Source organism: Pseudomonadota bacterium (genome assembly GCA_039024915.1).
GTDB lineage: Bacteria > Pseudomonadota > Alphaproteobacteria > Rhizobiales > MH13 > MH13.
The window spans coordinates 137,499-155,238 of the sequence record JBCCPK010000005.1 but is presented as its reverse complement, the minus strand read 5'-3'; the positions used below and the strand labels follow the sequence as shown (position 1 = coordinate 155,238).

Here is a 17,740-nt window from a genome sequence, read left to right as displayed (position 1 = left end):
ACCGATCATCAGACCTTGAACTTTGCCGGGCGCAGGATCTCAACGGGCTCGACATAAGTGATGCCGGAGTAGTTATCGAAATAGGCCTCAGCGATTGCCTCGGTGATGCGCTCAGCAACCTCGTGATCGGGTACAATGGCTTCTATTTTGACGTTCTCAAGGACCCCTGCCACCTGGGGTGAGCGATCTATGCGTCGCTTGCCACGACTGCCTTTGCCGCCGGCGGTTGTGTAGGTGTAGCCGGTCGCCTGGTGTTCCTCGAGCAACTCGGCGATCCCGTCGAGGATCGAGCGTTCGGTTATAACGACGATCTTGGTAGCAGCATACATGGCCTTGGCTCGAAGCGAGTGATCAGAAGGTGAGGCGGACACGTGTCGCGCCAACTTGTTTGGTCAAAACAAACGCACATCAAACAGTCTTACGGCGCAACGCATCACAAATCCAATGCCCCGAAAAGCTGTATGGGAGGCAGCGCCCAGCAAAGGCCCCGCGGATCGGTCCCACCCCTGTTCGTCCACTGAGCCGTCCCACGGTGCGGACCTGGCGTTGTTTTTTGCTTCAGTCCGGGTAAGCATGGGCATCGTGTTCATCCGTGATGTCTAGCGTTCATGGTCGACGTCTTTATCTCCTATAAGCGCGAAGAGCGCCCGAAAGCGAAGGCGATTGCCGAAGCGCTCGTGGCGTACGGCTTCACAGTATGGTGGGACATCGAGCTGATGCCAGGCGATCGCTTTGCGCTCGAGATCGAGCAGGTTATCGCAGAAGCGAAGTCGGTCGTGGTCTTGTGGTCGGAAGCATCCGTGAAGTCGCCCTATGTTCGGGCGGAAGCGCATGATGCGAACGGGCGGAATATCATCATTCCCGTGCTTCTTGAGGACGTCCAGCAGCCGTTGTTCATGCGGACGGTGCAAGCCTGCGACTTGATCGAGTGGGATGGCCGGCAGGGTTCGGCGATGCTTGAGCCGCTGCTGCGCAGCGTTTCGCGGATTACCGGCAAGGCGCTCAAGGAGCCCGCTGAGATCTCTTCGTCAGATGTCGACCATGGGCTGAGAGCCTATCAGGCTGAGGCGGATTTCTGGCAGGCAGTGTCCACTGCCGAGCCGCAGTCGGCTGATGAATACCGTGCCTATCTCGCCCGCTTTGGATCGGACGCGCAGTTCAAGGAGCTCGCTGAAAGCCGGATCAAGCGCCTTGAAGCCGGCGAGGCGATCCGGCGGGAGCCGCCCAAACTGCCACCCGCACCGGCGGACCCCGAACCGCACGATCCATCAAATGGCGAGACGGCTGGAACGGTCGCGGGCCCGATGTCACGGGCGGCCAACGCGTATCTCGACCACATGCAGAACAACATCAACACGCTGCGTACGTTCACCAAACCGGCGAAGGAACTGACGACGCAGCAGCGTCAAAAGCGCTGGGTTTGGGCTTTGATTATCGGCTTCATCGTCCTGATCGTTGCTACAGAACCGATCTGGCTCGGTTGGTAGGATCCGCGACGCTCAAGGCGATCGATTGATGTCATTCTAATAGGCGGCAAGCGCCGCTCTCGCTTCGGCGCCGAACGCGATCAATCGCTTTGAGCCTGGCGGGTGCGCTCGTCGCTTTTGGCGATCGCGCGCACGGTTAGCCAAGCCCATAGCGGGCTGAGCAGCGCCAGCAGCATGCCGACAAGCGCGAGGTTTCTCTTGATCAGGTTGCCGCCGTCTCCGCCGAACTCAAGGTTCGCCCACCAAAGAGCAAAACCGAAGGCCGCGAACACTATGCTGAAGCCAATGATGGCTAGCGCTTTCATCCGATTTGCCCGTTCTCAAGCGTCGGCACGAGACAGGCTGGATAGCAAAAAGCCCGGCACCTTACGATGCCGGGCTTTCAGATGTCGCGCAGAAGGTTAAGGCGTTGGCCGGAACCCTACTGCCAGGACTGGATCAGCTCGTCATAGCTGACCGTCATCGGCTCTTCTTCCTCAGTGTCGAGCCTTGCCTTCGGAGCGCCAGGCTGATCGAGCCAGAAGCTGGCGTCCATCTCTTCGTTGAGGACCGGGCCAAGCTCACCCTGAACACCGGAACGCTCAAGGCGCTCAAGCACACGCTCTTGCTCGGTGCACAGATTGTCGAGCGCTTCCTGCGCGGACAAAGCGCCGGAGGACGCGTCCCCAATGTTCTGCCACCACAACTGCGCGAGACGCGGATAGTCCGGCACGTTGGTTCCCGTCGGCGACCATTGCAGGCGTGCCGGCGAGCGGTAGAACTCGACGAGACCACCCAGAAGCGGTGCCCGCTCTGTGAAGCTCTCATGGTTGATCGACGATTCACGGATGAACGTCAGGCCGGTGTGAGACTTCTGCAGGTCGACCGTCATGGAGGTGACGAACTGTGCGTACAGCCACGCGGCCTGCGCACGGTCCACGGGGGTTGACTGCATCAACGTCCAGGAGCCGGCGTCTTGGTAACCGATCTTCATGCCGTCTTCCCAGTAAACGCCGTGCGGGCTGGGAGCCATGCGCCAGCGCGGCGAGCCATCTTCATTCAGGACTGCAGCCGCACCTTCACCGACCATATCGGCGGTAAAGGCGGTGTACCAGAACATCTGTTGGGCGATCCCGCCTTGCGAGGGGATGGGACCAGCTTCTGAGAAGTTCATGCCCGGCGCGGAGGGCGGGGCGTACTCGTTGAGCCATTTGGTGTACTTCTCAATCGCGTACACGGCGGCTGGGCCATTGGTGGCGCCGCCCCGGGCGACGCATGAGCCAACGGGCTGGGATGCGTCGTTGACGCGAATGCCCCACTCATCGACGGGCAGACCGTTCGGCTCACCCACATCGCCCATACCCGCCATGGACATCCACGCGTCCGTGAAGCGCCAGCCGAGCGACGGGTCGCGGCGACCATAATCCATGTGGCCATAGACTTCGCCGTCAACGCCCATATGGCTGAGGTCACGTCCGGTGAAGAATTCGGCGATCTGCTCGTAGGCTGTCCAGTTCACCGGAACGCCGAGCGGATAGCCATATTCGGCTTCGAAGTCCGCCATGTTCTTCTCGTCGGTGAACCAATCATAACGGAACCAATAGAGGTTCGCGAACTGCTGGTCGGGCAGCTGATAGAGCTTACCGTCAGGGCCGGTGGTGAAATCGAGCCCGATGAAGTCATCGAGGTTGAGGTTGGGGTTGGTAACGTCCGCCCCTTCGCCGGCCATCCAATCGGTCAGGTTGCGCACCTGCTGATAACGCCAGTGGGTGCCGATCAGGTCGGAATCATTGATGTAGGCGTCGTAGATGTTCTCGCCGGTCTGCATCTGTGTCTGCAGACGCTCGACCACATCACCCTCGCCAATCAGATCGTGGGTGACCTGAATGCCGGTGATGGCCGAAAAGGCGGGCGCCAGCACGTTGGCTTCGTATTCGTGCGTCGTGATCGTTTCGGAAACGACTTGGATTTCCATGCCAGCATAGGGCGTGGCGGCGTCGATGAACCATTGCATCTCCGCTTCCTGCTCCTCGCGGCTGAGTACCGAGCGCTCGATTTCAGCGTCAAGGAATGCGCGTGCTGCGTCCATGTCTGCGAACGCTGGCACCGCTGGGAGCGCCATACCGGCGGCCAGCGCAACCATCGAGCTTGTTCTAAGAATAGTCTTCATAGGTTTCTTCCCTCCCGGGGATTGCCTCTTGTTGTCGTTACGATGGCAATGTTGATCGCCATCGGGGGTGATGAAGGCCTCAGACCCAGCGGAAAACCGCTGCGGCGTAGACGAGGCAGACCAGCAGCGCATAGGGCTGCGGCCCGACCTCGAGGCCCAGCCAGGCCAAATTGATGAAGGCTGAGCCCAAGAGCGTGATGAACAGACGGTCGCCACGCGTGGTTTCGATCCGAAGAACCCCGACGCGCGGGGTCTCCGGGAAGCGAATGGCAAGGATGGTGAAGATGATGAGAAGCGATGCAATGACGCCGAAGAAAATCGCCGTTTCGCGCGTCCATGCCATCCAGGAAAGATCCATCCTTCAGTGCCTCCCTGTCAAAACATGTCGCATGGTGCGGTGGGAAACCACCCGTCGATATCGTTGGCCCTGCCATTGATGGTCGCGGCATCCGCGCGGCACCATCCGTTCTGACAGTTGTGTGTGTTGATGAACAGCACGTCACCACTTCGCACCCGTGCAACTTCTGCATGCTGGGTGCTGGGGCCAGAGCGAACCGACAGAAACGCGTCGCTGCCCCCGTCCAGGTGAGTCACGAGGCACCCACCACGGTGCGAATGACCGGGGTGAGCGATGGCAAAAGATGTGCCGGTGAAAAGCAAGGTCATTGCGACAGATAGGGTTGTCGAGTTGCGGGTAGGTTTCGCCGATGAGAAAGCCATTGTTCAGGTCTTTCCTACGGGTACATTTCGCACCAGCCGGTGTGAAACCAGCCGGTGAGTTTGACGCGTTGGTCGTTCACAGAGCCGCCTTCGGCGTAGCACCAGTCGCCTTGACACCTGCGTGTATCGATGAAGAGCGCGTCGCCATTGTGGACGCGCGCGATTTCTTGATGCTGTGTCCCAGGACCGCGACGGATCGAAAGGAAGCCCTCGCCGCTGGGGTTGAGGTGGGTCACCAAACAACCGGCCTCAAACTCTGCGGCTTGCTGCGCCACCGCTTGGTGCCCCAAGCCTATGCAGATGAGAGCAGTCGTCACGACGATCTTGGCGTTTGTCCGCATCACACCCTCCCCAGGGCAAAGCCCTTGGCGATGTAGTTGCGGACGAAATAGATCACGAGCGCGCCGGGCACGATGGTGAGGACGCCGGCTGCAGCGAGCACGCCCCAATCAATCCCTGACGCCCCGATGGTGCGGGTCATGGTGGCGGCGATGGGTTTGGCCTCGGTGGCGGTCAGCGTGCGCGATAGAAGCAGTTCTACCCAGGAGAACATGAAGCAAAAGAACGCCGCGACGCCGATACCCGACGCGATCAGCGGCATGAAGATTTTGACGAAGAATTTAGGGAACGAGTAGCCATCGATGTAGGCCGTTTCGTCGATCTCTTTCGGGACCCCCCGCATGAACCCTTCAAGGATCCACACCGCGAGCGGCACGTTGAACAGCGTGTGGGCGAGGGCGACCGCGATGTGGGTGTCGAACAGGCCAACCGAGCCATAAAGCTGGAAGAAGGGCAGGGCGAACACCGCCGGCGGGGCCATCCGGTTCGTCAGAAGCCAGAAGAACAGGTGCTTGTCGCCGAGAAAATTGTAGCGGCTGAATGCGTAGGCAGCCGGTAGCGCAACGGCGAGCGAGATGATCGTGTTCAGCGACACGTAGATCATCGAGTTGATATAGCCCGAATACCAGGCCGGATCGGTCAGGATCGTGACGTAGTTTTCGAACGTCAGGTTCTGCGGAAAAATGGTCAGTCCGCCAAGGATTTCCGCGTTGGTCTTGAGGCTCATATTGATGAGCCAATAGATCGGTAGGAACAGGAACAGCAGATAAAGACCCATCACGATGGCCTTGCGGTTGATCCGCAAGCCCGTCCCGCTGGCTTTGGTTTTGGTTGCCGATGTGGTGGCAGGCGCGCCCGAGGTGGTGACAGCCATTAGCGCTGGTCCTCCCGGTCGAGATTGGTCATCACAGTGAAAAACACCCAGGAGATCAGAAGGATCACCAGGAAGTACATGATCGAATAGGCGGCCGCTGGCCCGAGATCGAGCTGGCCAAGCGCGATCTTGACCAGGTCAATGGACAGGAAGTTGGTCGACGAACCGGGCCCGCCGCCTGTAACGACGAACGGTTCGGTGTAGATCATGAAACTGTCCATGAAGCGCAGCAGAATGGCGATCATGAGAACGCCCTTGATCTTGGGAAGCTCAATGTAGCGAAAGACGCTCCAGCGGCTCGCCTGATCGATTTTTGCGGCCTGGTAGTAGGCGTCGGGAATAGACTGCAGGCCTGCATAGGCCAGCAGGGCCACCAGCGATGTCCAGTGCCATACATCCATCACGACGAGGGTTACCCAAGCATCCACCGCGTCTTGGGTGTAGTTGTAGTCGATGCCGATGCTGGCGAGCGTGTAGCCCAGAAGGCCGATGTCGACGCGCCCGAAGATCTGCCAGATCGTTCCGACAACGTTCCACGGAATCAGCAGCGGCAGGCTCATCAAGACAAGGCAAAACGAGACCCAAAAGCCTTTCTTTGGCATGTTGAGCGCGATGTAGACGCCCAGCGGTATCTGGATGGCGAGGATGATCGCCGAGAAGGCCAGCTGGCGCCAGAACGACGCCCACATACGCTCCGATTGAAGCGTCTCGCGGAACCAGTCGAGGCCAGCAGGGAAAAACACATTGTTTCCGAAGGTGTCCTGGACGGAGTAGTTGACCACCGTCATCAGCGGAATGATCGCCGAGAAGGCAACCAGGACCAGCACCGGCAGGACGAGGAACCAGGCCTTTTGGTTGTCGGTCTTGTTCATCAGGCTGCCTCTTCGCGCACTGTCTCGAGCGGTGCGACACGCCAGTCATCGGCATAGACGTTAATCTTGGCCCGGTCGAAACTTACTCCGACGTCGCCAGATGGCACCGGCCGCTCTTCGCCGATGACGGCATTCAAGGCGTTGTCGCCGATCCTCAGCCGAACAATTTTGTGGCGACCGACATCCTCCACCCGCGTCACATGCCCGGCCAAACCCTCACCTGCTGGGCCGATCTGTACATACTCCGGCCGAATGCCGATCTGCACGGCCCCCGAAACAGGTCCGTAGGCATGACCAAGCGCAACGTCGCCAACCGGCAAGCGGGCGGATGCTCCTTCGACATGAGCGCCGAGCAAGTTCATGCCCGGCGAGCCGATAAAGTAGCCCACGAACGTGTGACCGGGCGTCTCAAACAACTCTTCGGGTGTCCCGATCTGCACGACGCGCCCATCATACATCACCACGACCTTGTCGGCGAAGGTCAGCGCTTCGGTCTGATCGTGGGTCACGTAGATCATGGTGTGACCGAATTCGTGGTGCAATGACTTGAGCTGCGTGCGCAGTTCCCATTTCAGATGCGGGTCGATCACCGTTAGCGGTTCATCGAACAAAAGCGCATTCACATCTTCCCGAACCATGCCTCGGCCAAGGGAAATCTTCTGCTTGGCGTCGGCGGTCAGGCCGCGCGCCTTATGGTTCAGTTCGTCTTCCATGCCGATCATCTTGGCAATCGTCTGAACGCGGCTCGCGATATAGGCCGCCTCAGCGCCGCGATTGCGCAAAGGAAATGCCAGGTTGTCGCGAACGGTCATGGTGTCGTAGACGACTGGAAACTGAAACACCTGGGCGATGTTGCGTGCTGCCGTTGGCGCGTCGGTAACGTCCGTGTCACCGAAGAAGATCTTGCCGCGGCTCGGTGTCAGAAGCCCTGAAATGATGTTCAGAAGCGTGGTCTTGCCGCAACCGGATGATCCTAGGAGCGCATACGCTTCGCCGTCGGCCCAGGTGTGGTTGATCTCTTTGAGCGCGTAATCGGCTTCCGCCTGAGGCGCGGGCAAGTAGGAATGCGCAAGGTTGTCAAAGGTGATCTGCGCCATGGATCAGGCCGCCTCGGCCGGCGGAGTTTGCGCGTAGGGTGCGGGCGCGACCAGCGCGCCGCCTTCAGAGAAGATATAGGCGTGCTGGGTGTCGAGGTAGACCGGCAGCTTCATGCCGAGCTCCAGCTCATGGACACCATGCAACAGACCGACCCAGGGCTCGCCATGATGGTCCAGATGCACGAAGGTTTCCGATCCGGTGATCTCGGTTACCGACAGGGTGGTCTCAAACTCCATCGCGTCCTCCACGTGCCGGTGCAGTTCAACATGGTTTGGCCTGAAACCAGCAAGGTAGTTACCATCGTCCACCTCGCGCAGCTGGTTGATGGCAGGCGCGGAGTTGCCATCGCCAAAATGCAGCTTCCCGCCCGCCTTGGTCACTTTAAGAAAGTTCATTGGCGGGTCTGAGAAGACCCGGGCAGTGGTCGCTGTTTGCGGATTGCGGTAGACCTCTGGCGTTGGTCCAAACTGCGTGACCTTGCCCTCCCAGAGCGTTGCCGTGTTCCCGCCTAAAAGGAGCGCTTCTTCCGGCTCCGTGGTGGCGTAGACAAAAATCGCGCCAGAGCGCTCAAAAATCTTAGGGATCTCCACGCGGAGTTCCTCGCGCAGTTTGTAATCGAGGTTTGCCAGCGGCTCGTCGAGCAGCACAAGGCCGGCGTTCTTGACCAGTGCGCGCGCCAGAGCACAGCGTTGCTGTTGCCCGCCGGACAGTTCAAGCGGTTTGCGCGCGAGCATGGGCGTGAGCTTCATCAGTTCCGCCACTTCCTCGACCTGCTGACGGATCTCGGCGGCAGCCAGGTTCCGCAGCTTGAGCGGCGAAGCGATGTTATCGAAGACGGTCATCGACGGGTAGTTGATGAACTGCTGGTAGACCATCGCAACGCCACGGTCCTGTACACGCACACCTGTAACGTCGTCGCCTTGCCACAAGACCTTGCCGGTGTTTGGCGTATCGAGGCCCGCCATGAGGCGCATGAGGGTTGTTTTGCCCGCAAGCGTCGGACCCAGCAGAACGTTCATCGTGCCAGGTGCAAGCTCCAGATCGGTCGGATGAATGTGCGGCTGCCCCGCAACGGATTTGGATACCCCTTCGAGCACCAATGCCATACGCACCCTCCAAGCGGCGTTGTCCCCGCCGTTATCGCCTCAGAGCGAACGTTGCTCCGATGCATGTCCGCTTATGCGGATCGCTTCGCCTTTATATAATCAGTGGGATTGGGCAGATGGCTAGCCCCTCGGGTCGAGATCAGACCGTTCGTCAGTCCAAACAACAGGCCGCTGGCGTTTAACCGGCTGATCTACCAAGGAAAAATCAGCAGTATGATTGCTGAACATTTTTTGGGCAGCAGTCTCATGGATCGGCTTGAAGTGCTTGGAGCTGTTGCCCGGGAATCAGCCCGCAGCAGCGACAGCCGTTGTTTGAAAATCATCTGCCCGGTTGTGCGCCGGTCCTTCCAGTGGCGCGTTGATGTTGGCACGCCCGAACGCGTCGCCAATACCGATTAACAAGGGGCCATCACCGTGGGTTTCAGCAACGAGTTCAGGCAGTTTTTTAAGCTGCCCGCAAACGATCTGTTCGTCTGGACGGCTCACTGACCGCGCGACAAGAACGGGCCGGCTGCCGTCTCCCCCATGGGCGAGCAGGGCGGAGGTCAAATCTGGCGCAGTGCGGCCACCCATATAAATGATGTGGCTCGTACCCGGTTTTGCCATCGCAGCAAGGTCAAGCGTTGTGGGCAACGCGCCCTTCTTCGAATGCCCCGTTACGAAACTCACAGCTTGCGCGTGGTCGCGATGGGTCAAGGAGACGCCAGCTTGGCTTGCAAGCGCACTTGCCGATGTGATTCCAGGTACGATGCTGACTGGGATGTCATGAGCCCTCAAGGCGTCGATCTCTTCGCCTGCACGTCCGAAGACCATGGGGTCGCCGGACTTCAATCGGACAACATGTTTACCTTGACCGGCGAGCTTGATCATCAAAGCGTTGATGTCGTCCTGTTTGCAGCTGTCGCGCCCGCCGCGCTTTCCAACCATCATGCGTTTGGCTTCCCGGCGCGCCAGTTCAAGAATGGCGTCTGATACCAGATCGTCAAAAAGGATCACGTCGGCTGCCTGCAGTGCCCGAATAGCTTTCATCGTCAAAAGCTCGGGGTCGCCGGGCCCTGCGCCAACCAAGGTTACGCGGCCTGATGTTTTTCCCGGCTGGTGGATCGATCGGTAGAGGTCATCCGATGCAGTTTCGGGCGGACGCTCGCCGGAAAACGCCCGATCGACAAACCGTTCCCAGAATGCCCGGCGCTCGGGACCCGGAGACAATCGTTCCATGACTGTTGCGCGGACCGCTTGGGCAGCCGCTGCCCAGCCCTTTAAGCCCTGTGGCAGCAACGTCTCGATCTTCCGGCGGATCGCCTGTCCCATGATGGGCGCCGCACCGGCGGTCGAGATGGAGATGACGGCCGGGGAGCGATTGACGATCGAACCGAACTGGAATTGGCAGAAGGCTGGCTTGTCTATGATGTTGATCGGGACGCCGGCGCCGCGCGCCGCGCACACCAGTGCACGCGCTTCGTCATCGGTTTCAGCGTCAGCAATGATGCAGGAGGCCGGAGCGAGGCAGTCCAGACCCCAAGGGCGCTTATGGTGGGTCAGTGTCCCTGACGACGCACCATTGCGCAGCAAATCGGCCATCTCGTCGTCAATCGTGGTCGCATAGATGTCCACACGCGCGCCAGCGGATGCGAGAAGTTCCGCTTTCCATGCCGCCGCTTCGCTTCCGCCGATAAGGACGGCACGTTTGTTTTGGAGGTTCAGGAACACCGGCAGCACGGAGAGTGGATCCATGCGGGTGGGTGCAGCATTGGACGGCTTGCGGCGCGAAAATGTGGCGGTCCTCATTCGGCGGACTCCAGCAAGGCGGGGGGCGCTGTGCCCGCGCGCTCGAGAAGGCCTGAGATTTCGGACCGGCAGGAGCCGCAATTGGTGCCGGCCTTGCAGCGCGTGCCAACCTCTTCGACGGTACTGGCTCCACCTGCAATTGCAGTGTTGATGGTGTTGCGTCCGACCGAGAAGCAGGAACAAACAATAGGTCCATGATCGGCCTGGCTAGCCGCAGGGCGACCGGCGAGCAGCGCCAATCGGCTGCGGGCGTCACCTAGCGGTTCGGTCAGCATGCCGATTGCCCAGCGCCTGGATACGGCTACCGGTTCACGGGCGATGAAGACGGCAGCGCTTAGTTTTCGCCCTTGATGGGAGACGAACCGGGCGCTGCCCGCGACGCGGTCTTCATAGCCAAGATCAGGTTTCCCGCCGATCAGCTCGCTTGCAATGGCTGCGAGGCTTTCAGAAGGTTCGGTGTCGGCGAATTCCAGCGCAAAGCCGCCTTCACATGTTGCAATCGACCAGTAGGCAAAAGGCAGGGTCGACGGGCGCTCAGCCAGAACGGCGAAGCCGTGCCAGGCCATCCCCGCCGGTTTCACCCTCACGCGGGAAAACTTCAAAGCCGGTTGACCGGAAAACGGATCGGTTTCAGGTGCGACGAGGGCGTCGATGCGCCCGCCGTTTGACGTTTGTGCGTTCCAATGCATTGGAGCGAAGACGCTTCCAACCTGCTGATCATCGGTGACCAGCGCACGCAAGACTGCTGAACCATGCGGAGACGACAGGCGCACAAGAGAGGCTGGCGTGATGCCCAAACGCTTGGCGTCATGGGTGTGAAGTTCGCAGTATGGCTCGGCCATATGGCCGGACAATCGCGGGCTTCGTCCGGTCCGCGTCATGGTGTGCCAGTGGTCCCGAACGCGGCCGGTGTTCAATGTGAACGGGTACTTCGGCTCGTGCTTTTGTGCCGTCGTGTGCTTCGGGACGATGAAGCGGGCCTTGCCGTCAGGGTGATAGAAACCGCCTTGGGCAAAGAAGCGCTCCGTTCGTGCACCATCTGCGCGGAGCGGCCAGCGGACAGGGTTCAGGGCATCGTAAGCTGCCTTGGACAGTCCAGCGAGGCCGGATATGTCGAAGTCGCGGGTCAACGGTTTGCCTGCACCGGACAGGCGGGCATGTTCATCGAAGACTTCATGGGGCGATGCAAAGTCAAATCCATGTCCGAAGCCCATGGCATCTGCCACATCGCATATGATCCGCCAGTCGTGCCGCGCTTCACCAGGAAGCGGCAGAAACCCTTTCTGGCGGGAGATGACGCGCTCGGAGTTTGTGACCGTGCCGTCTTTCTCGGCCCAGGCGCTGGCTGGGAGCGCAACACCACCCGGCCGACGCGTGTGGCGCAGTGTATCCGTGCTCGAGACGACATCGGAGACCGCAAGAAATGGCACCTTTGCGAGCGCGTCATCGACACGGTCCGCGTCTGGCAGTGAAACGGCTGGGTTTGTCGCCATGACCCAAAGTGCCTTGATCCGGCCATCATGGATCGCCTCAAACAGATCGACGGCCTTAAGGCCCGGCTTATCGGCTATCGTCGGGCTGCCCCAAAAGGCCTGGACTGTTTGCCTGTGGTCGGGGTTGGCAAGCTCCATGTGGGCCGCGAGCATGTTGGCGAGGCCGCCAACCTCTCTGCCACCCATGGCGTTTGGTTGACCGGTGACCGAAAAGGGACCCATCCCAGGCTTGCCAATGCGACCGGTTAGAAGATGGGTATTGATGATGGAGCCAACCTTATCGGTGCCGCTCGTCGATTGATTGACGCCTTGCGAATAGACGGTGACCGTTTTCGTTGTCGACGTTACCCAATCGTAGAAGCGCGCCACCTCGGAAGGCCGAAGCCTGCAGGTCTCCGACACGCGCTCGATGGTCCAGCTCTGTGCATCGGACAGAGCTTCATCAATGCCGACGGTGTGCGCATCGACATAGTGCTCGTGTGCAACCGAAACGCGCGCAAGGTGCCGCAAAAGACCGGTAAACAGAGCGACGTCGGTGTCTGGTGCCAATGGTAGGTGGAGATCTGCGATAGCGCAGGTGGCGGTGCGGCGTGGATCGATGACCACCACGCGCATCGGGTTGGACCCGCCGGCGCGCTCCTTCTTCGCGGCGGCGATGCGCTGGTAGAGGACCGGGTGGCACCAGGCGAGGTTGGAGCCAGTCAGGACTACCAGATCGGCAAGCTCGAGATCCTCATAGGTGCCGGGAACGGTATCGGCACCGAAGGCACGCTTGTGGCCAGCAACGGAGGAAGCCATGCACAGCCGCGAATTGGTATCGATGTTGGCCGAGCCGATAAAGCCTTTCATCAGCTTATTGGTAACGTAATAATCCTCGGTCAGAAGCTGGCCCGAAACATAGAATGCAACAGACTCGGGTCCGTGCTCGGCAATCGCGTTCGTGAATGCGTCGGCAACGGTGTTGATCGCATCGGTCCAGCTTGACCGGGTCCCTGCGATCTCCGGGTACAGCAGCCGGTCTTCGAGCCCGATGGTCTCGGCAAGCTGGGTTCCCTTGGAGCACAGGCGGCCGAAATTGGCAGGATGCGCCTTATCTCCGTTGACGGTCACACCAGCCGCTGACTGGGTTGCTTGTATGCCGCAACCCACCCCGCAATAAGGGCAGGTGGTGCGTATCGTTTTGGCAGGCCCGGCATCCATCGGGGTTACCCGTCCGCCACCGCAGCAAGCGTTGCGGGTTCAAGGCCCAGTTCGATCACGTCGCCATCGGTGACGCGGATCGGTAGTGTCTCGACCGACCCTTCATCTGCGCCTTGCGCCTGACCGGTTTCGAGGTCGATGACCCAGTTATGCAGCGGGCAGGTAACCGATCGCCCATGAACGATGCCCTGGGTCAGGGGGCCGCCCTTGTGAGGGCAATGATCTTCGATCGCAAAAACCGTGTCGCTGGCGGTGCGAAAAATACCAATCTTGCCCAACGGCGTGACCACGCAGCGGGCACCGCGTACCGGAATGTCTGATAGGTTACCGATTGCGATCCATTGAACCGATGAGACGTGAACGTTCATTGCGCTGCCTCCAGAAGTGTAAGGTCCGCCATCGGTCTGTACTCGGCGAAGATGTCCGCCTGAGGCTCGGCATCGACCCGTTCCTTCCATGGATCGACCTGCGCGAACCGCTGCGAGAAGACGAAGCGATCGTAATAGGCTTTCCGCTTGTCCGGATCGTCCATAATCTGGCGGCGCACCTCGTCATAGCCGATGCGTTTGGCCCATTTGTAGATCCGCTCAAGATAGTGGCCCTGTTCACGGTACATCTGCGTGACCGCAACAATATGTTCGAGGGCTTCGTCTTCGGTTTTGACGAGTCCCAGAACCTCGGTACCCTTAATGTCGAGGCCTGCCGCCCCCGCGAAGTGGATTTCATAGCCGGAGTCGACGCAGACCACCCCAACATCCTTGCAAGTGGCTTCCGCGCAATTTCGGGGGCAGCCTGAGACCGCCATCTTGACCTTCGCCGGCGTCCAGGAACCCCACATGAATTTCTCGATACGGACGCCCAGACCCGTGGAATCCTGCGTGCCGAAGCGACACCAGTCGGTGCCCACACAGGTCTTTACGGTGCGCAGGCCCTTGGCGTAGGCGTGCCCGGAAACGAAGCCAGCCTTGCCCAGATCGGACCAGACTGCCGGGAGGTCTTCCTTCTTGATGCCCAGCATGTCGATGCGCTGACCACCGGTCACCTTGACGGTCGGGATGTCGAACTTGTCGACCACATCGGCGATGGCGCGCAGCTCTTTGGAGGACGTCTGTCCCCCCCACATTCTGGGAACAACGGAATAGGTGCCGTCCTTCTGAATATTGGCGTGGGCCCGTTCGTTGATGAAGCGCGACTGGTAATCGTCGGCATACTCATCGGGCCAGTCGCACACGAGGTAGTAGTTGAGTGCAGGTCGGCATTTCGCGCAGCCGCAGGACGTCTTCCACTCCAGTTCCTGCATAACTGCGGGAATGGTTTTGAGACCTTTTGCCTTGATGAGGCGCCGGACATCAGCGTGGCCAAGATCGGTGCAGCCGCACATTGGTTGGACGGCTGCTGGGTTGTACGCGTCTCCCAGTGTGTGAGCCATCAGGCTTTCAACGAGACCCGTGCAGGTGCCGCACGATGCAGACGCCTTGGTGTGGGCGCGCACCTCATCGAGCGAAGTCAGGCCCTTGTCGGTGATGGCGCCAGTGATGGTGCCCTTGCAAACGCCGTTGCAGCCGCAGATTTCCGCATCATCTGGCAAGGCTGCAACGGCCGCCATAGGGTCCAGGGGTTCGCCCCCCTGATAGGCCTGACCGAATATAAGGGTTTCGCGCATCTCCGATATGTCGGTTGCGTCCTTCATCATCTGAAAGAACCATGCGCCGTCGGCAACTTCGCCATACAAAACGACGCCGATGATGGCATTGTCTTTGATAACAAGCCGCTTGTAGATGCCCGCTTGTGCATCGCGCAGAACAATCTCCTCGCGATCATCTCCCTCGGCAAAGTCACCGGCCGAAAACAGGTTGATGCCGGTAACCTTGAGCCTCGTTGCGGTATCGGAGTGTTTGTAGGGCTCTGTTATCTGCCCGGCGATATGCAGCCCGGCTACTCTGGCCTGATCGTAAAGCGGCGCGACGAGCCCGTAACACATCCCGCCAACCTCAGCGCATTCTCCGACCGAATAGATATCGGGGTCTGAGGTGCGCATGAGGCTATCGGTCAAGATACCGCGGTTGGTTTCAAGACCAGCTTCTTTTGCGAGGCTCGCATTCGGCCGTATACCGACAGCCATCACGACGAGTTCGCACGGAATAATCGTGCCGTTCTCCAGCTCGATCCCTTCCACAGCGCCGTCGCCAAGGATGCGTTTGGTGTTGGCACCGCAGTGGATCGCGATGCCCCGTCGCTCAAGCTCGCTTTGCAGGAGGTAACCCGCAGATGCGTCGAGTTGGCGTTCCATAAGCGTCGGCATGAGGTGTACCACCGACACGTCTATGCCGCGCATCTTTAACCCTGCGGCAGCTTCGAGCCCCAGGAGACCGCCGCCAATGACCACAGCTCTCGCACCCTTGTCGGCAGCGGCCAACATGGCGTCGACATCGTCGAGATCGCGGTAGGTGATGACGCCGGGCTGATCGTGGCCGGGCACAGGGATGATGAAGGGGTTGGAGCCGGTTGCAATGATCAGTTTGTCATAGCTGGCAGAAACACCTTTATTCGACGTGACCGTTTTGGTTGACCGGTCAAGCTTGGTTACCTTTTGTCCCTTGTGCAGAGTGACGCCGTGCTCGGCGTACCATTCATCGCCATGAATGATGATATCTTCATAAGCCTTCTCGCCCGAGAGGACGGGCGAAAGCATGATCCGATCGTAATTGACGCGCGGCTCGGCGTTGAAGATCGTGATGTCGAATGCATCGGCGGCGTGTTCGAGCACGTGCTCAAGCGCACGACCGGGCGCCATTCCGTTGCCGATGACAACAAGTCTTTGCTTGTTCATCGATCCTACTCCGCAGCCTGAAGCGTTTCGGCGTTCTTTTCAGCGGTTTTAGCAGACTTGGCTTTGATCGCTTCAAGAACGGCTGGGTCTGGGGTCGCACCGCCTTCATAGGCTTCGAGGAAGTCGAGAAGTTCCTGGCGGTAGCGGTAGTAGTCTGGATGCTCCAACAAAGCCTTGCGTGAGCGCGGACGCGGCAAGTCTACTTCCATGATGTTGCCGATGCGCGCGTTCGGCCCGTTGGTCATCATCACACATTTGTCGGCAAGCAGGATGGCCTCATCAACGTCGTGGGTCACGCAGATGGCGGTGACCTGCGTGCGCTTCCAGACGTCCATGAGGACTTCCTGCAGCTCCCATCGGGTCAGCGAATCCAGCATCCCAAAGGGCTCATCGAGCAGAAGGAGTTTTGGCGATAGAGCGAATGCCCGCGCAATGCCGACACGCTGCTTCATGCCGTTGGAGAGATCGGAGGCCATCTTCTTCATCGCGTCACCAAGGCCAACGCGAGAAAGATAGTATTCGCAGATGTCCCGGCGCTCGCTGTCGGATGCGTTCGGGTAGACCCGATCTACGCCTAGCGAGACGTTTTCGTAGGCTGTCATCCAAGGCATCAAGGATGGAGCCTGGAACACCACGGCACGATCCGGGCCGGCAACATCGATCTCCCGATTGTCAAGAACGATGCCACCGTCGGAGATCTCGTTCAGTCCGGCAACCATCGACAGAACGGTCGATTTCCCGCAGCCCGAGTGACCGATCAAGGTGATGAACTCACCCTTATCGATACGCGTCTCAAATCCGTCGACAACTGTCAGCGGGCCCTTCGGCGTCGGGTAAATCTTTTTGAGGTTGACGAACTCGAGGTACTTTTTGTCGGTGCTTGATTGCGCCGCGTCCGTGTATGCTTTGGGCAGTTCAGGGTCCGTTCCGGACAGCTTTTTGCCTTTAAATAGATCGATCGGGACAATGTCGGGTAGTTTGATGTCTGCATCGACCGCAGCACCGCGCTCCGCGCCGACTTCGAGCAGGTAGTTTGTGACCTCCGCACGCAAATGGATCGCGCGCTCGTCCGAGTTCATCGCGACCCTGTCCCGCGGACGGGGGATGTCGACTTTGAACTCGGGGCCGAACGTGGCACCCGGTCCCGGGTTAAGGGGTATGATGCGATCGGCCAAAAGCACGGCTTCATCGACGTCATTGGTGATGAGAATGACGGTTTTCTGGTCGTTCTCCCAGATCGCTTCGATCTCATCCTGCAGCTTGGCGCGCGTTAGTGCGTCAAGCGCGGAAAGCGGCTCATCGAGTAGCAGCATATCCGGGCTCATGGCCAAGGCGCGGGCCACTGCCACGCGCTGACGCATCCCGCCCGACAATTCTGCCGGTCGGCGGTCCACCGCGTGGGACAGGCCAACCATATCGATGGCGTCCGACACGCGGATCGCCCGGGTCTTGGTGTCCTCGTCCTTGAAGACCTCATCGACGGCCAGTGCAATGTTGCCCTCGACCGTGAGCCAAGGCATCAGGGAGTAGTTCTGGAACACCACGCCGCGATCGGGGGACGGCCCGGTAATCGGAGCGCCCTTGAGCGTGATCTCACCGCTATCGGCCTGGACAAGACCTGCGATCAGCGAGATCAGTGTGGTCTTGCCGGAGCCGGAGAAGCCAACGATGGCAACGAATTCCCGCTCCTCAACTTCCAGGTTGATGTCCCTGAGGACCTCTGTGGTCTCCGCCGCCGTGCGGTAGGTCTTGGAGACGTTCTTGAGACTGAGAAAACTCATTTT

General features: G+C 59.7%; 15 protein-coding genes. 1 reads left to right on the top strand and 14 read right to left on the bottom strand.

The features are described 5' to 3' along the window. Window positions 1-8 precede the first annotated feature (8 nt). Window positions 9-329, bottom strand: coding sequence for a P-II family nitrogen regulator (locus tag AAF739_11260; protein ID MEM6383244.1), 321 nt, complete (start codon window positions 327-329; stop codon window positions 9-11). A gap of 279 nt (window positions 330-608) precedes the next feature. On the opposite strand from AAF739_11260, the gene AAF739_11255 reads away from it, so the two are divergent. Continuing rightward, window positions 609-1,487, top strand: a complete 879-nt coding sequence (locus AAF739_11255) for a toll/interleukin-1 receptor domain-containing protein (GenBank protein ID MEM6383243.1) — start codon at window positions 609-611, stop codon at window positions 1,485-1,487. A gap of 80 nt (window positions 1,488-1,567) precedes the next feature. Here AAF739_11255 and AAF739_11250 read toward each other — a convergent pair whose 3' ends face one another. The 13 genes from AAF739_11250 to AAF739_11190 form a co-directional block, all read right to left on the bottom strand. Then, window positions 1,568-1,792 carry a hypothetical protein gene (locus AAF739_11250; GenBank protein ID MEM6383242.1) on the bottom strand — a complete coding sequence of 75 codons (225 nt, stop codon included), beginning with the start codon at window positions 1,790-1,792 and terminating at the stop codon, window positions 1,568-1,570. 116 nt (window positions 1,793-1,908) lie between these two features. Next, a complete protein-coding gene (locus AAF739_11245) occupies window positions 1,909-3,636 on the bottom strand; it encodes an ABC transporter substrate-binding protein (GenBank protein ID MEM6383241.1) in 1,728 nt (575 codons plus the stop codon). A 79-nt stretch (window positions 3,637-3,715) separates the two neighbouring features. Next, a complete protein-coding gene (locus AAF739_11240; GenBank protein MEM6383240.1) occupies window positions 3,716-3,994 on the bottom strand; it encodes a DUF2160 domain-containing protein in 279 nt (92 codons plus the stop codon). Window positions 3,995-4,370: 376 nt separating this feature from the next. Beyond that, a complete protein-coding gene (locus AAF739_11235; protein MEM6383239.1) occupies window positions 4,371-4,697 on the bottom strand; it encodes a hypothetical protein in 327 nt (108 codons plus the stop codon). Beyond that, window positions 4,697-5,569: a carbohydrate ABC transporter permease gene (locus AAF739_11230; protein MEM6383238.1), complete on the bottom strand. Its 873-nt coding sequence runs from the start codon at window positions 5,567-5,569 to the stop codon at window positions 4,697-4,699. The genes AAF739_11235 and AAF739_11230 overlap by 1 nt, the downstream gene beginning before the upstream one ends. Next, entirely contained in the window at window positions 5,569-6,441 is an 873-nt protein-coding gene (locus AAF739_11225; protein ID MEM6383237.1) for a sugar ABC transporter permease, read from the bottom strand. Before AAF739_11225 ends, AAF739_11230 begins: the two co-directional genes overlap by 1 nt. Continuing rightward, window positions 6,441-7,538 carry an ABC transporter ATP-binding protein gene (locus tag AAF739_11220; GenBank protein ID MEM6383236.1) on the bottom strand — a complete coding sequence of 366 codons (1,098 nt, stop codon included), beginning with the start codon at window positions 7,536-7,538 and terminating at the stop codon, window positions 6,441-6,443. Before AAF739_11220 ends, AAF739_11225 begins: the two co-directional genes overlap by 1 nt. A gap of 3 nt (window positions 7,539-7,541) precedes the next feature. Next, a complete protein-coding gene (locus AAF739_11215) occupies window positions 7,542-8,645 on the bottom strand; it encodes an ABC transporter ATP-binding protein (GenBank protein ID MEM6383235.1) in 1,104 nt (367 codons plus the stop codon). Window positions 8,646-8,930: 285 nt separating this feature from the next. Beyond that, a complete protein-coding gene (gene cysG, locus AAF739_11210) occupies window positions 8,931-10,433 on the bottom strand; it encodes a siroheme synthase CysG (protein ID MEM6383234.1) in 1,503 nt (500 codons plus the stop codon). Further along, on the bottom strand, window positions 10,430-13,126 hold the full coding sequence (locus tag AAF739_11205; GenBank protein ID MEM6383233.1) for a nitrate reductase: 2,697 nt from the start codon (window positions 13,124-13,126) through the stop codon (window positions 10,430-10,432). The genes cysG and AAF739_11205 overlap by 4 nt, the downstream gene beginning before the upstream one ends. Before the next feature lie 5 nt (window positions 13,127-13,131). Then, entirely contained in the window at window positions 13,132-13,494 is a 363-nt protein-coding gene (nirD, locus tag AAF739_11200; protein ID MEM6383232.1) for a nitrite reductase small subunit NirD, read from the bottom strand. Then, on the bottom strand, window positions 13,491-15,956 hold the full coding sequence (nirB, locus tag AAF739_11195) for a nitrite reductase large subunit NirB (GenBank protein MEM6383231.1): 2,466 nt from the start codon (window positions 15,954-15,956) through the stop codon (window positions 13,491-13,493). Before nirB ends, nirD begins: the two co-directional genes overlap by 4 nt. Window positions 15,957-15,961: 5 nt before the next feature. Further along, entirely contained in the window at window positions 15,962-17,737 is a 1,776-nt protein-coding gene (locus AAF739_11190) for a nitrate ABC transporter ATP-binding protein (protein MEM6383230.1), read from the bottom strand. Window positions 17,738-17,740 lie beyond the last annotated feature (3 nt).